Origin of the sequence: Serratia sp. CY47444, assembly GCF_052168635.1 — a bacterium.
Classification (GTDB): Bacteria; Pseudomonadota; Gammaproteobacteria; order Enterobacterales; family Enterobacteriaceae; genus Serratia; species Serratia bockelmannii.
Window position 1 is genome coordinate 174,300 of sequence record NZ_JBJNMH010000002.1, and the last position, 12,390, is coordinate 186,689.

Genomic DNA, 12,390 nt, shown 5'->3' on the forward strand with positions numbered 1-12,390 from the left:
TTAACGCGTTGGCTATCGTTGCCGATTAGCGCTAGAATTCTGCTGAAAACCACGGTTTCATTCCGGCTACTCAAGGTAGCGGGAAGTGAAATCAAACTCCTAGCCCCTGCGCCTACGTTGTTCATCCGGAACGATATGGCGCCTGGGCCGTGGCGAAGTTAGCCACCAGGGTGCAGAGGGGAAACGCTCGCATCTCCCGACTTTGGAAAGGTGTTATGGTACCGCAACTCATTGATGCTTATGAGCGCAAGTTCTATTACCTGCGTTTGTCGATCACCGACGTGTGCAACTTTCGTTGCACCTATTGTCTGCCCGACGGCTACAAGCCGAGCGGCAGCCCGAAAAGCTTCCTGTCGCTGGATGAAATCCGCCGCGTCAGCCGCGCGTTTGCCGAACTGGGCACCGAAAAGGTGCGCCTGACCGGCGGCGAGCCTTCGCTGCGCCGCGATTTTACCGAGATCATCGCCGCCGTGCGGGAAAACCCGGCCATCCGTACCCTGGCGGTCACCACTAACGGCTACCGTCTGGCGCGCGACGTCGCCGCCTGGCGTGACGCCGGTCTGACGGCGATCAACGTCAGCGTCGACAGCCTGGATCCCCGCCAGTTTCACGCCATCACCGGCCAGGACAAGTTCCGCCAGGTGATGGACGGCATCGACGCCGCCTTCAGCGCCGGTTTCAGCAAGGTCAAGGTCAACGCGGTGCTGATGCGCGACGTCAATCACCAGCAACTTGGCGCCTTTCTCGCCTGGCTCAAGGATCGGCCGATCCAGCTGCGCTTTATCGAACTGATGGAAACCGGCGAGGGCGGCGAGCTGTTTCGCAAACACCACGTTTCCGGCGAAGTGATTCGCCGGCAGTTGGAGCAGCAGGGCTGGCAGCGCCAGGCGCGCGGCCGCAGCGACGGTCCGGCGCAGGTGTTCAGCCACCCGGACTACCAGGGTGAGGTGGGTCTTATCATGCCGTATGAAAAAGATTTCTGCGCCAGCTGCAACCGGCTGCGCGTTTCTTCCATCGGCAATCTGCACCTGTGTCTGTTCGGCGAGCAGGGGGTGCCTCTGCGCGATCTGCTGGCGGATGACGGCCAGCTCGACGCGCTGAAGGCGCGCATCCAGAGTGGGCTGCTGAGCAAGAAGCAGACCCATTTCCTGCATCAGGGCAACAGCGGGATCACCCAGAACCTGTCGTTTATCGGCGGCTGACAGCCAATAGGAGCTTATTGAACCATGAGCCATGCGAGCAGCGAGTTTATTCCGGCGCATATCGCCATCCTGACCGTGTCCGACAGCCGCGGCGCGGCGGAAGACACCTCCGGCCAATATCTGCAGGACGCGGCGCAGGAAGCCGGCCATCAGGTGGTGGATCGCGCCATCGTCAAAGATGACATTTACCAGATCCGCGCACGGGTTTCCGCGTGGATCGCCGATGACAACGTGCAGGCGGTGCTGATCACCGGCGGCACTGGTTTTACCGCGCGCGACAACACGCCGGAAGCGCTGTTGCCGCTGTTCGACAGAGAGGTGGAAGGGTTCGGCGAACTGTTCCGCATGGTGTCGTACGAAGAGATCGGCACCGCGACGATCCAGTCGCGCGCGCTGGCCGGCCTGGCGAACCGCACGGTGATTTTCGCCATGCCGGGCTCCACCCGCGCCTGCCGCACCGCCTGGGAGCGGATTATCGAAGAGCAGTTGGACGCGCGCCATCGCCCGTGCAACTTCCAGCCCCATTTGAAGAAGCCCTGAGTCATGACACAGCTAACCCACATTAACGCCGCCGGCGAAGCCCATATGGTCGACGTATCCGCCAAGGCCGAAACGGTGCGCGAGGCGCGCGCCGAAGCCTTCGTCGAGATGTTGCCCGCCACGCTGGCGATGATCGTCGACGGCAGCCATCACAAGGGCGACGTGTTCGCCACGGCGCGCATCGCCGGCATTCAGGCGGCCAAACGCACCTGGGAACTGATCCCGCTGTGCCACCCGCTGATGTTGAGCAAAGTCGAAGTGCAGCTAGAGGCGCAAACGGAGCACAGCCGGGTACGCATCGAAACCTGCTGCCGGCTGACCGGCAAAACCGGCGTCGAGATGGAAGCGCTGACCGCCGCCTCGGTGGCGGCATTGACCATCTATGACATGTGCAAAGCGGTACAGAAAGACATGGTGATCGGCCCGGTGCGCCTGCTGGCGAAAAGCGGCGGCAAATCCGGTGATTTTAAGGTGAACGCATGATCGATATTCTTTTCTTCGCGCAGGTGCGCGAACTGGTGGGCACCGGCGCGCTGTCGATGCCGGCGGATTACCCGACCGTCGAGGCGCTGCGCCAGGCGCTGTGCGCGCGCGGCGATCGCTGGGCGCTGGCGCTGGAATCCGGCAAGCTGTTGGCGGCGGTCAATCAGTCGCTGGTGGCGGCGGATCACCCGCTGCGTGCCGGCGATGAAGTGGCCTTCTTCCCGCCGGTTACCGGGGGGTAAGCATGGAAAATACCCGCATTCGCGTGGGCGAAGCGCCGTTCAACGTCGGCGATGAGTACCAGTGGCTGGCGCAGTGCGACGCCGATGGCGCGGTGGTGACCTTCACCGGCAAGGTGCGCAACCATAACCTTGGGGACGACGTCAGCGCGCTGACGCTGGAACACTACCCCGGCATGACCGAGAAGGCGCTGGCGGAGATCGTGGCCGAGGCGCGCAGCCGTTGGCCGCTGCAGCGCGTGACGGTGATCCACCGCGTCGGTGCGCTGTATCCCGGCGACGAGATCGTGTTCGTCGGCGTGACCGGCGCACACCGCAGCATGGCGTTCGCCGCTAGCGAATTCATCATGGACTATCTGAAGACCCGCGCCCCGTTCTGGAAGCGCGAAGCCACGGGCCAGGGTGATCGTTGGGTGGACGCTCGCGACAGCGATCGCGAGGCCGCGCAACGCTGGCACGACGCGGCTAAATAACGCGTCAACAGCGGAAACAAATCAAGACCTTTGCCGCTTTCGCGCGGCCTATTCTGTGGTACGCTTATAGCAGGCGAAGCCCCGTTCGCGGGGCTTCGGAATCTTGTTTATAACGCAAAAGGTAACCGTCATGGACCGATATCCACGCTCTAATGGTTCAATCGTCGAACGTGCCAACAGCGGCATTCAGGCCTACATGGCGCAGGTTTACGGCTGGATGACCTGCGGTCTGCTGCTGACGGCGTTCGTTTCCTGGTATGCGGCCAACACGCCCGCGATCCTCAACTTCATCTTCTCCAGCCAGATCACCTTCTTCGGTCTGATCATCGCCCAATTGGCGCTGGTGTTCGTGATTTCCGGCATGGTCAACCGCCTGAGCGGCGCGGTGGCCACCTCGCTGTTCATGCTGTACTCGGCGCTGACCGGGCTGACGCTGTCGAGCATTTTCATCGCCTACACCTACAGCTCGATCGCCAGCACCTTTGTGGTCACCGCCGGCATGTTCGGTGCCATGAGCCTGTACGGCTACACCACCAAGCGCGATCTGAGCGGCTTCGGCAGCATGCTTTTCATGGCGCTGATCGGCATCGTGCTGGCCTCGCTGGTGAACATCTGGCTGAAAAGCACCGCGCTGATGTGGGCGATTACCTACATCGGGGTGGTGGTGTTCGTCGGTCTGACCGCCTACGACACGCAAAAACTCAAGGCGATGGGTGAGCAGCTGAACGCCGATGATAAAGACAGCTTCCGCAAGTACGCCATCGTCGGCGCGCTGACGCTGTATCTCGACTTCATCAACCTGTTCCTGATGTTGCTGCGTATCTTCGGCAACCGCCGCTAAATCCCTTGTCTTTCAAGCCTTAGGGTATCTGGCGATCAAAAAGCTCTGCATGTGACATGCAGAGCTTTTTTTATGCGATCTTGCGGCGGAACAGCGCGTAGGCGGCGCTGCCGGTGGTGGCGGTGATCACCAGCAGCGGCCACAGGCTGCGCCAGATAATGCTGAAGCTGGCGTCCTTCAGGTAGATCTGCTTGGTGATGTCGGTGAAGTGGCGTATCGGGTTCACCCAGGTCAGATCCTGCAGCCACACCGGCATATTCTCCACCGGCGAGACATACCCCGAGAGCAGGATCGCCGGCATCATGAACACGAACACGCCGATAAACGCCTGCTGCTGAGTGGCACACAGCGACGAGATCAGCAGGCCGAAACCGACCAGCGACAGCCCGTAGATCAACATGGTGGCGTAGAACAGCAGCAGCGATCCAGCGAACGGGATCTGATACAGGAAGATGCCGATCAACAGCACGATGCTGGCCTGGAAGCTGGCGACGATCAGCGCCGGCACCGCCTTGCCGATAAAGATCTGCCAGGTGGTGAGCGGCGAGACCAGCAGCTGTTCCAGCGTGCCCTGTTCGCGTTCGCGCGCCACCGACAGCGAGGTGACGATCAGCACGCCGATGGTGGTGATCATGGCGATCAGCGACGGCACCACGAACCATTTGTAGTCCAGATTCGGGTTATACCAGTTGCGCACCACCAGCTCGCTGTTGTTGGGTTTGGCGCGGTTGCCGAGCAGCTCCTTCTGATATTCCTGCACGATCTGCTGTACGTAGTTGGCGGCGATCTGCGCGCTGTTGGAGTTGCGCCCGTCGAGCAGCAGCTGCAGCGGCGCGGTGTTGCCGGTGGCGATATCGCGCGAGAACTGCGCCGGGAAGCGGATCAGCAGCAGCGCCCGTTGGTTATCGATGGTGGTCTTTATCTCCTGCGGGCTGCGCAGCAGCAGCACGTGTTGAAAGGCCTTGGCCTTGGCGAAGCGCTGGGTCAACTCCACCGAGGCCTGGCCGCTGTCTTCGCTGTAGACCGCGATGGTGGCGTTGGTGACTTCCAGCGTCGCGGCGAACGGGAACAGCAGCACCTGCAGGATCACCGGCATGATTAAAATGGCACGGGTTTGCGGATCGCGCAGCAGCGCCTGCATTTCCTTGATGATGAGCGTCAACAGACGATGAAACATCGCTCTTTCTCCTCAATCCAGCCGGCGCTGGGTTTTCCAGGCCGTCAGGCCGATGAACACCACGGCGGAAGCAATCAGGAACAACAGATTGATCACCAGCACGGTGCCGACGTTACCCGCCAGGAACAGCGTTTGCAGCGTGCTGACGAAGTAGCGCGCCGGAATGATGTAGGTCACCGCGCGCACGATGGCTGGCATGCTGTCGATCTGGAAGATGAAGCCGGACAGCATGATCGACGGCAGGAAGGCGGCGTTCAGCGCCACCATCGCCGCATTGAACTGGTTGCGGGTGAGGGTGGAGATCAGCAGGCCCATGCCGAGGGTGCTGGCGAGGAACAGGCTGCTGATCAGCAGCAGGATCGGCAGCGAACCGCGATAGGGCACGCCGAGCACCCACACCGCCACCGCCATGCACAGCGCCATGGCGATCATGCCGAGGAAGTAATATGGGATCAGCTTGGAGAGCAGAAGCTCGCTGCGCGTCACCTGGGTGGACAGCAGGGCTTCCATGGTGCCGCGCTCCCATTCGCGGGCGATCACCAGCGAGGTGAGAATGGCGCCGATCACCGTCATGATGATGGTGATGGCGCCGGGGATGATGTAGTGCCGGCTGATGGCCGCCGGGTTGAACCAGTAGCGCATCTGCACGTCAATCAGCGGCTTGTCGCTGCTCCCCCGATCGGCGGCGCGCTGCTGCTGCCAAACTTGCCATACGCCCTGGGCATAGCCCTGCACGAAGTTGGCGGTGTTCGGCTCGCTGCCGTCGGTGATCACCTGGACAGGGGCGCTGTCGTGCGGGCGCGCCATGCGCTGGTCGAAATCCACCGGGATCACCACCAGGCCGCGGATCGTGCCGGCCTGCATCTGCTGGATCAGCTGTTGGCGGTTGTCGCTGATGGTCGGTTCGATATAGGGCGAGCCGGCAAACGCCTGGGCCAGATCGCGCGCGTCTTCGCTCTGTTGCTCCATCAGAATGCCCAGATGCAGCTTGCTGGAGTCCAGGTTGATGCCGTAGCCGAAGATGAACAGCAGCATCAGCGGGATAACGAAGGCGATCAGGCCGCTGCTGGGATCGCGCAGTATCTGCCGCGTTTCCTTCAGGCACAGCGCGCGCAGTCGGCGCCAGGAGAAGCCGCCGTCGTCGATGGGGGTTCGGTTAGCGCTCACCGTGATTCCTCCTCGTCGTAGCCCTGAACCAGCTCGATAAACGCCTGCTCCATCGAGGGGTTGGGATTGTCGTCGCGCGCCACCTGCTGTTTGAGATCGTCCGGCGTGCCGGCGGCGATGATCTTGCCGCGATACACCAGGCCGATGCGGTCGCAGTACTCCGCTTCGTCCATAAAGTGGGTAGTCACCATCACCGTGACGCCCTTGTCGACCATGCCGTTGATGTGCAGCCAGAACTCGCGCCGCGTCAGCGGATCGACGCCGGAAGTCGGTTCGTCGAGGAACAGAATATCCGGTTCGTGCATCAGCGCGCAGGCCAGCGCCAGGCGCTGCTTGAAGCCGAGCGGCAGCGCATCCGGCGTCTGATCGAGGATCGGCGCGAAGTTGAAGGCGCGGGACATCTCGTCGATTTTGTCGCGCTGCGCCTTGCCGCTTAGGCCGTAGACCCCGGAGAAGAACTTCAGGTTCTGCGCCACCGTCAGGTTGCCGTACAGCGAGAATTTTTGCGCCATGTAGCCAAGGCGTTGGCGCGCCTGGCCGGAACTGGTTTTCAGATCCATCCCCAGCACCAGCGCCTTGCCGCCGGACGGCACCAGCAGGCCGCACATCATTTTGAAGGTGGTGGACTTGCCGGCGCCGTTCGGGCCGAGCAGGCCGAAGATTTCGCCGCGCCGCACCTGAAAATCGACGTGATCGGTGGCGGCGAAATCGCCGAATTTCTTGGTCAGCTGCACCGCTTCGATCACCGTTTCACCGCTTTCTCCGTCAACGGTCGGCATGATCTCCGCCAGCGCCGAGCGATGGTTGGGGCCGCCGCCGAGCAGATCGATAAACGCATCCTCGAAGCGCGGATCCGCTTCGTCCAGTTCGGCGTCCGGCAGATCCAGCGCCTGCAGTAGCTGCCGATGATCTTCGCCTTCTTTCAGGATCAGGCGCAGGTACTTGCCCTGGATCACGCCGTCGGTGACCGCCGGCAGGCAGATCGCCCGCTGCAGCAACGATCGATGGCTGCCGGGCGGCGCGGCGATCAATACCGTGCGTCCGGCCATGCGCTGGGTCAGATCCTGCGGCGCGCCGCTGAACAGCAGCTCGCCCTCGTTGAGCAGCAGCACTTCGCGACACTGCTCGGCCTCGTCGAGATAAGAGGTGCTCCACAGGATCAACATGCCGTCATTGGCCAGCTCGTGCACCATGCGCCACAGCTCGCGGCGCGAGATCGGATCGACGCCGACGCCCGGTTCGTCCAGCAGCAGCACCTGGGGTTCGCCCACCAGCGTGCAGGCCAGTCCCAGTTTTTGCTTCATGCCGCCGGACAGCTTGCCCGCCAGGCGCTCGGTGAAGCGGGTCAGATCGGTGAATTTCAGCAGCCGTTCGAAGGTCTGGCGGCGAAGATCGCCGGTGACGCCGCGCAGATCGGCGTACAGCGTCAGGTTCTCCATCACCGTCAGATCCTCATACAGCCCGAACTTCTGCGGCATATAGCCGAGGATCGCGTGCAGTTGACGATCCTGAGCAATCGGATCCAGCCCGGCGACCCGCAGTTTGCCGCTGCTGGGCTGCAGCAGCCCGGCCAGCATGCGCAGCAGGGTGGTTTTACCTGCGCCGTCCGGGCCGACCAGCCCAATGACCGCACCGCTGTGCAGGGTGGTGGTCAGGCTGGCGACCGCCGGTTTCTCAAGCGACGGGAAGCGCTTCTCCAGCCCTTCCAGCTCAATGGTGTGCGCCTGTTCCATAGCCGGCCTCAGGGTTTGGCGAAGCGCAGGGTGACCGGCATGCCCTGGCGCAGCGCGTCGTCGGCGTCGGTGACGATCACCCGCAGGCGGTACACCAGATCGGTGCGCAGGTCCGGCGTTTCAACGCTTTTCGGCGTGAATTCCGCGGTCGGCGAGACGAAACCGATCTTGCCGTGGTAAGGCTTGTCGGGGCGGCCGTCGGTGTAGATCTCCAGTTCGGTGCCGGGCACCGCCTGGTTCAGGCTGGTTTCGTTGACGTAGGCGCGCACCCACACCGGCCGGGTCAGCGACAGGGTGAATACCGTGCCGCCGGCGCCGAGCATGGTGCCCGGCTCCACCGCGCGGGTCAGCACCGTGCCGGCGGAAGGGGAGATCAGCGTGGCGTCTTGCAGGTTCAACTGCGCCTGCGCCAGCGCCGCTTCGCTTTGCGCCACGTCGGCCTTGGCCTGTTCAATCTCTTGCGGGCGGTTGCCGCTGCGGTATTGCGACAGCTTGTCCTTCGCCGCCTGCAGGTTGGCCTGCGCCTGATTGCGGGCGGTGCGCGCATCCTCCAGCGCGTCGGCGGAGGTGGCGTTTTTCGCCCACAGCCCCTGCTGGCGTTTCAGGAAGCTGTCGGCATAGGTGAAGGCGGACTGGCGCTGCGCCATTTCTGACTGCACCTGGGCTATCTCTTCGCTACGGTAGCCGGCCTGCAGCAGCGACAGTTTGGCGCGCGCGCTGCCGACGTTGGCTTCGGCCTGCTGCAGCGCGTTGCGGTAGGGGGCATCGTCCAGCTTGCCAAGCAGCTGGCCCGGCTGAACGGTATCGCCTTCATCCACCGTCAGCGACGCCAGGCGCCCGTCGACGCGAAAGCCGAGGTTGACCGTGCGAATATCGACGTTGCCGTACAGCGTCAGCGGCCGATCCTGCTGCTGTTGGTAATGCCAAACCCCGTATGCGACGGCCGCGATCAGCAGAATTAACAACACGATCAAGGCACTGCGTTTTTTGTTCATAACACTCCCTGCCTGAATTTACGCGCCATGACGTTGGCGCAGCCCAGTAACCAGAATCTCAATATGTTCGCTCAGTACCGCCGCGATTTGCGCCGCTTCGCCCTCGCCAATGTCTTGCCAGCCGGCCTGACGGCGGATAGTTTCGCGCGCCACGCGGAACGACAGCACCTCGCCGATCAGCGCATGGGTATGCAATACGAGGCGGGGGGCGTGTTCGTCGATGCCGGTGGCGGCCGACAGCAGGCGGCACAGCCGCTCGTGCATCGGCGCGATCACCTGGCTGTGGATCAGCGGATAGGCCTCGGTCGGGGCGAGCTGTTCGCGCGACATGATTTTGCTCAGGTTCAGCGTGTGCGGTTGGGTCATCAGCTCGCTGAAGGCCAGCAGGCCACGTTGCAACAAGCGCAGCGCCGCGTCAGATGACCGTTGTGCGGCTGGTTCTTGCCGGAAGCGATCGACTTCCGCGACCAGCGGGGCGAACGCCTGCTGAATGAAATCGGCGAGCGACTGCGCCACGGCCAGGTACAGCCCCTCTTTGGAGCTGAAGTAGTAGGTGATGGCGGCGATATTCTGGCCGGCGCGCTGGGCGATGTCGCGCGTGGTGGCGCCTTCCAGGCCATATTCACCGAACAGTTCGGTTGCCGCGGCGAGCAGTTGCCGGCGCGTTTGCTCGCCGCGCGCCCGGCCGGCGGCCTGATGAGGGACGGAAGCTGGCATGGGTCACGCTCGAAGTTAATCAATCATATGATTAACTTTATGCCAGATTGTCTAAAACGCAACCTCTAACCACAATGAGTTATGTGATCGGCTTCAGACAATGCTGAATTTACGGCAGATTGTGCTCTAGGTGCGTAAAAGTGCTTTTTATTGCGCGACTTCTGTTACAATCGGCGCCTGGTGCACTGCAGTTTGTGCCAATCCCTCGTGGTCATGCTTAATGCCCCGTCTGATCATCCTCCCAGGAAACTGCACCGAACACCGTTAGGTTAGGGGGGATCTGGAGTTTTTCTCTTTATGTCATTTGAAACCCTCGGCTTAAGTGCTGAAATTGTGCGCGCTGTTGAAGAACAGGGCTATCGCGAACCGACGCCAATCCAGCGTCAGGCTATCCCTGTCGTGCTGGAAGGTCGTGACCTGATGGCCAGCGCTCAGACCGGCACCGGTAAAACCGCCGGTTTTACCCTGCCGCTGTTGCAGCTGCTGAGCAAGCATGACCATCCGGTCAAAGGCCGTCGCCCGGTGCGCGCGCTGATCCTGACGCCAACCCGTGAGCTGGCGGCGCAGATCGGCGAAAACGTCGAGGCCTACAGCAAACACCTGCGCCTGCGTTCGCTGGTGGTGTTTGGCGGCGTGAGCATCAACCCGCAGATGATGAAGCTGCGCGGCGGCGTCGATATCCTGGTGGCGACGCCGGGCCGTCTGCTGGATCTGGAACATCAGAACGCGGTTGACCTGTCCAAAATCGAAATTCTGGTGCTGGACGAAGCGGACCGCATGCTGGACATGGGCTTTATCCACGACATCCGTCGCGTGCTGGCCAAGTTGCCGGCCAAGCGCCAGAACCTGTTGTTCTCCGCAACCTTCTCCGACGACATCAAGGCGCTGGCCAACAAACTGCTGCATAACCCGGCCTCGGTGGAAGTGGCGCGCCGCAATACCGCGTCCGAGCAGATCGAGCAGAGCGTGCACTTCGTCGACAAGAAGCGTAAGCGGGAACTGCTGTCGCAGATGATCGGCGAAGGCGACTGGAAACAGGTGCTGGTCTTTACCCGCACCAAGCATGGCGCCAACCACCTGGCGGAACAGCTGAACAAAGACGGCATCACCGCTGCGGCGATCCACGGCAACAAGAGCCAGGGTGCCCGTACCCGTGCGCTGGCCGATTTTAAAGACGGCCGCATCCGCGTGCTGGTGGCGACCGACATTGCGGCGCGCGGTCTGGATATCGACCAGCTGCCGCACGTGGTGAACTACGAGCTGCCTAACGTGCCGGAAGACTACGTGCACCGCATCGGCCGCACCGGCCGCGCGGAACGCACCGGTGAAGCTATCTCGCTGGTGTGCGTGGATGAACACAAGCTGCTGCGCGACATCGAGCGTCTGCTGAAGCGTGAAATTCCGCGCATTGCGCTGCCGGGCTACGAGCCGGATCCGACCATCAAGGCCGAGCCGATCATCAACGGCCGCCAGGGCGGCGGACGCGGCGCGCCGCGCGGCAACGGCGGTGGCCAGCGTTCCGGTAACGGCGGCGGTCAGCGCAGCGGTAACGCGAACGGCGGCCAGCGTGAAAACCGTGGCAACGGTAACGGTAACGCTCGCCCGCAGGGGGACGGTCAACGCCGTTCCGGCGCGCCGGCCTCGCGTCGTCCACGTAGTCGCAAGCCGGCCGAATAAGCCTGATTGCTCAAAGAGTAAGCCGCCGATACGGGCGGCTTTTTTTTTGCCTGGCGGAACGGCATTTTCGTACTAGGCTGGACGGTGGCTAACCCTACATTCCAGGAGACGGAGATGAAATTGAAGTGCGCAATTCTCGATGATTACCAGCAGGTGGCGCTCAAGATGGCGGACTGGTCGGCGCTGGCCGATCGGGTGGAGGTGTCCGCCATCAGCGCGCACTTTACCGATGAGACGGAGCTGGCGGTGCATCTGCAGGAGTGCGACATTCTGGTCATCATGCGCGAACGCACGCCGATGACTGCCTCGCTGCTGGCGCGGCTACCGAAGCTGAAGCTGCTGATCACCTCCGGCATGCGCAACGCTTCTATCGATTTGGCCGCCGCCGCCGAGCGCGGCGTGGTGGTATGCGGTACCAGCAGCGGATCGGCGGCGCCGATGGAGCTGACCTGGGCGCTGCTGCTCGGGTTGGCGAAGCATATCGTGCCGGAAAGCGTCGGGCTGCAAAACAACGGTCCGTGGCAACGGGATCTCGGCGTCACCCTGCAGGGCAAGACGCTGGGGCTGCTGGGGTTGGGCAAGATCGGCGGCCAAATGGCCAAGGTGGCACAGGCGTTCGGCATGCGGGTGTTGGCCTGGAGCCAGAACCTGACGGCGGAACGGGCAGCGCAGGAGGGCGCCCTGCTGGCACCGTCCAAACGGGCGCTGTTCGAGCAGAGCGATTTTGTCTCCATTCACCTGGTGCTGAGCGATCGCAGCCGCGGGCTGGTAGGGCGGGACGAATTGACGGCGATGAAACCCACCGCTTACCTGATCAACACCTCGCGCGCGGGGATCGTCGATCGGGCGGCGCTGGTGGACGTGCTGCAACAGCGGAAGATTGCCGGCGCCGGGCTGGACGTGTTCGAGACGGAGCCGCTGCCGGCCGACGATGTGTTTCGTCAACTGCCCAACGTGCTGGCGACGCCGCATGTGGGTTACGTGGCGGACGATAACTACCGCGCCTACTTCACCGAGGCGGTCGAGGACATTGCGGCGTTTCTCGCCGGTCAACCGATCCGTCGGCTGGGCTGATGGCGTTTTTAATGCCCGCAGAGGCTTGTCTGGCGCGGGCATTCACCCGTATCATTGCGGGTCTTTTTTTAG

13 protein-coding genes and 1 riboswitch are annotated in these 12,390 nt (G+C 62.7%); of the genes, 8 read left to right on the forward strand and 5 right to left on the reverse strand.

All coding sequences use genetic code 11. The annotated features are described in order from the left end of the window. Nucleotides 1–84: 84 nt before the first annotated feature. A riboswitch (molybdenum cofactor riboswitch) is annotated at nucleotides 85–229 on the forward strand. From moaA to ACJ8IL_RS05030, 6 genes are all read left to right on the forward strand, one after another. After that, complete coding sequence (gene moaA, locus ACJ8IL_RS05005; RefSeq protein WP_442516375.1) at nucleotides 216–1,202, forward strand: GTP 3',8-cyclase MoaA; 987 nt, start codon at nucleotides 216–218, stop codon at nucleotides 1,200–1,202. (Overlaps the previous riboswitch by 14 nt.) 24 nt (nucleotides 1,203–1,226) lie before the next feature. Further along, entirely contained in the window at nucleotides 1,227–1,742 is a 516-nt protein-coding gene (gene moaB / locus ACJ8IL_RS05010; RefSeq protein ID WP_025301928.1) for a molybdenum cofactor biosynthesis protein B, read from the forward strand. Between the two features lie 3 nt (nucleotides 1,743–1,745). Further along, nucleotides 1,746–2,225 (forward strand): cyclic pyranopterin monophosphate synthase MoaC, encoded by a 480-nt coding sequence (gene moaC, locus ACJ8IL_RS05015; protein ID WP_004939770.1) that lies wholly within the window; start codon nucleotides 1,746–1,748, stop codon nucleotides 2,223–2,225. Beyond that, a complete protein-coding gene (moaD, locus tag ACJ8IL_RS05020; RefSeq protein WP_004939768.1) occupies nucleotides 2,222–2,467 on the forward strand; it encodes a molybdopterin synthase sulfur carrier subunit in 246 nt (81 codons plus the stop codon). The genes moaC and moaD overlap by 4 nt, the downstream gene beginning before the upstream one ends. A gap of 2 nt (nucleotides 2,468–2,469) precedes the next feature. Continuing rightward, nucleotides 2,470–2,937, forward strand: coding sequence for a molybdopterin synthase catalytic subunit MoaE (moaE, locus tag ACJ8IL_RS05025; protein WP_004939764.1), 468 nt, complete (start codon nucleotides 2,470–2,472; stop codon nucleotides 2,935–2,937). 130 nt (nucleotides 2,938–3,067) lie between these two features. Next, nucleotides 3,068–3,778 (forward strand): Bax inhibitor-1/YccA family protein, encoded by a 711-nt coding sequence (locus ACJ8IL_RS05030; RefSeq protein ID WP_033637508.1) that lies wholly within the window; start codon nucleotides 3,068–3,070, stop codon nucleotides 3,776–3,778. Nucleotides 3,779–3,848: 70 nt separating this feature from the next. Here ACJ8IL_RS05030 and ACJ8IL_RS05035 read toward each other — a convergent pair whose 3' ends face one another. Genes ACJ8IL_RS05035 through cecR form a run of 5 tightly spaced genes read right to left on the reverse strand, consistent with a single transcriptional unit; the run spans nucleotide 3,849 to nucleotide 9,567 of the window. Further along, complete coding sequence (locus ACJ8IL_RS05035; RefSeq protein ID WP_049208965.1) at nucleotides 3,849–4,955, reverse strand: ABC transporter permease; 1,107 nt, start codon at nucleotides 4,953–4,955, stop codon at nucleotides 3,849–3,851. A gap of 12 nt (nucleotides 4,956–4,967) precedes the next feature. Further along, nucleotides 4,968–6,122, reverse strand: a complete 1,155-nt coding sequence (locus ACJ8IL_RS05040; RefSeq protein ID WP_049203801.1) for an ABC transporter permease — start codon at nucleotides 6,120–6,122, stop codon at nucleotides 4,968–4,970. Continuing rightward, nucleotides 6,119–7,855 carry an ATP-binding cassette domain-containing protein gene (locus ACJ8IL_RS05045; RefSeq protein WP_442516376.1) on the reverse strand — a complete coding sequence of 579 codons (1,737 nt, stop codon included), beginning with the start codon at nucleotides 7,853–7,855 and terminating at the stop codon, nucleotides 6,119–6,121. The genes ACJ8IL_RS05040 and ACJ8IL_RS05045 overlap by 4 nt, the downstream gene beginning before the upstream one ends. Nucleotides 7,856–7,863: 8 nt before the next feature. Beyond that, nucleotides 7,864–8,850 carry a secretion protein HlyD gene (hlyD, locus tag ACJ8IL_RS05050; protein WP_049203804.1) on the reverse strand — a complete coding sequence of 329 codons (987 nt, stop codon included), beginning with the start codon at nucleotides 8,848–8,850 and terminating at the stop codon, nucleotides 7,864–7,866. Between the two features lie 18 nt (nucleotides 8,851–8,868). Then, complete coding sequence (cecR, locus tag ACJ8IL_RS05055) at nucleotides 8,869–9,567, reverse strand: transcriptional regulator CecR (protein ID WP_060432619.1); 699 nt, start codon at nucleotides 9,565–9,567, stop codon at nucleotides 8,869–8,871. A 297-nt stretch (nucleotides 9,568–9,864) separates the two neighbouring features. Between cecR and rhlE the strand changes: the two genes are divergently transcribed. Beyond that, complete coding sequence (gene rhlE, locus ACJ8IL_RS05060) at nucleotides 9,865–11,244, forward strand: ATP-dependent RNA helicase RhlE (protein ID WP_025301932.1); 1,380 nt, start codon at nucleotides 9,865–9,867, stop codon at nucleotides 11,242–11,244. A gap of 114 nt (nucleotides 11,245–11,358) precedes the next feature. Beyond that, nucleotides 11,359–12,318, forward strand: coding sequence for a D-2-hydroxyacid dehydrogenase family protein (locus tag ACJ8IL_RS05065; protein WP_197769987.1), 960 nt, complete (start codon nucleotides 11,359–11,361; stop codon nucleotides 12,316–12,318). Nucleotides 12,319–12,390: the final 72 nt, after the last annotated feature.

Excerpts from the sequence above, each read along its gene's own strand:
- moaA (WP_442516375.1), top strand. The coding sequence starts at position 216 with ATGGTACCGCAACTCATTGATGCTTATGAGCGCAAGTTCTATTACCTG.
- moaB (WP_025301928.1), top strand. The coding sequence starts at position 1,227 with ATGAGCCATGCGAGCAGCGAGTTTATTCCGGCGCATATCGCCATCCTG.
- moaC (WP_004939770.1), top strand. The coding sequence starts at position 1,746 with ATGACACAGCTAACCCACATTAACGCCGCCGGCGAAGCCCATATGGTC.
- moaD (WP_004939768.1), top strand. The coding sequence starts at position 2,222 with ATGATCGATATTCTTTTCTTCGCGCAGGTGCGCGAACTGGTGGGCACC.
- moaE (WP_004939764.1), top strand. The coding sequence starts at position 2,470 with ATGGAAAATACCCGCATTCGCGTGGGCGAAGCGCCGTTCAACGTCGGC.
- ACJ8IL_RS05030 (WP_033637508.1), top strand. The coding sequence starts at position 3,068 with ATGGACCGATATCCACGCTCTAATGGTTCAATCGTCGAACGTGCCAAC.
- ACJ8IL_RS05035 (WP_049208965.1), bottom strand. The coding sequence starts at position 4,955 with ATGTTTCATCGTCTGTTGACGCTCATCATCAAGGAAATGCAGGCGCTG.
- ACJ8IL_RS05045 (WP_442516376.1), bottom strand. The coding sequence starts at position 7,855 with ATGGAACAGGCGCACACCATTGAGCTGGAAGGGCTGGAGAAGCGCTTC.
- hlyD (WP_049203804.1), bottom strand. The coding sequence starts at position 8,850 with ATGAACAAAAAACGCAGTGCCTTGATCGTGTTGTTAATTCTGCTGATC.
- cecR (WP_060432619.1), bottom strand. The coding sequence starts at position 9,567 with ATGCCAGCTTCCGTCCCTCATCAGGCCGCCGGCCGGGCGCGCGGCGAG.
- rhlE (WP_025301932.1), top strand. The coding sequence starts at position 9,865 with ATGTCATTTGAAACCCTCGGCTTAAGTGCTGAAATTGTGCGCGCTGTT.
- ACJ8IL_RS05065 (WP_197769987.1), top strand. The coding sequence starts at position 11,359 with ATGAAATTGAAGTGCGCAATTCTCGATGATTACCAGCAGGTGGCGCTC.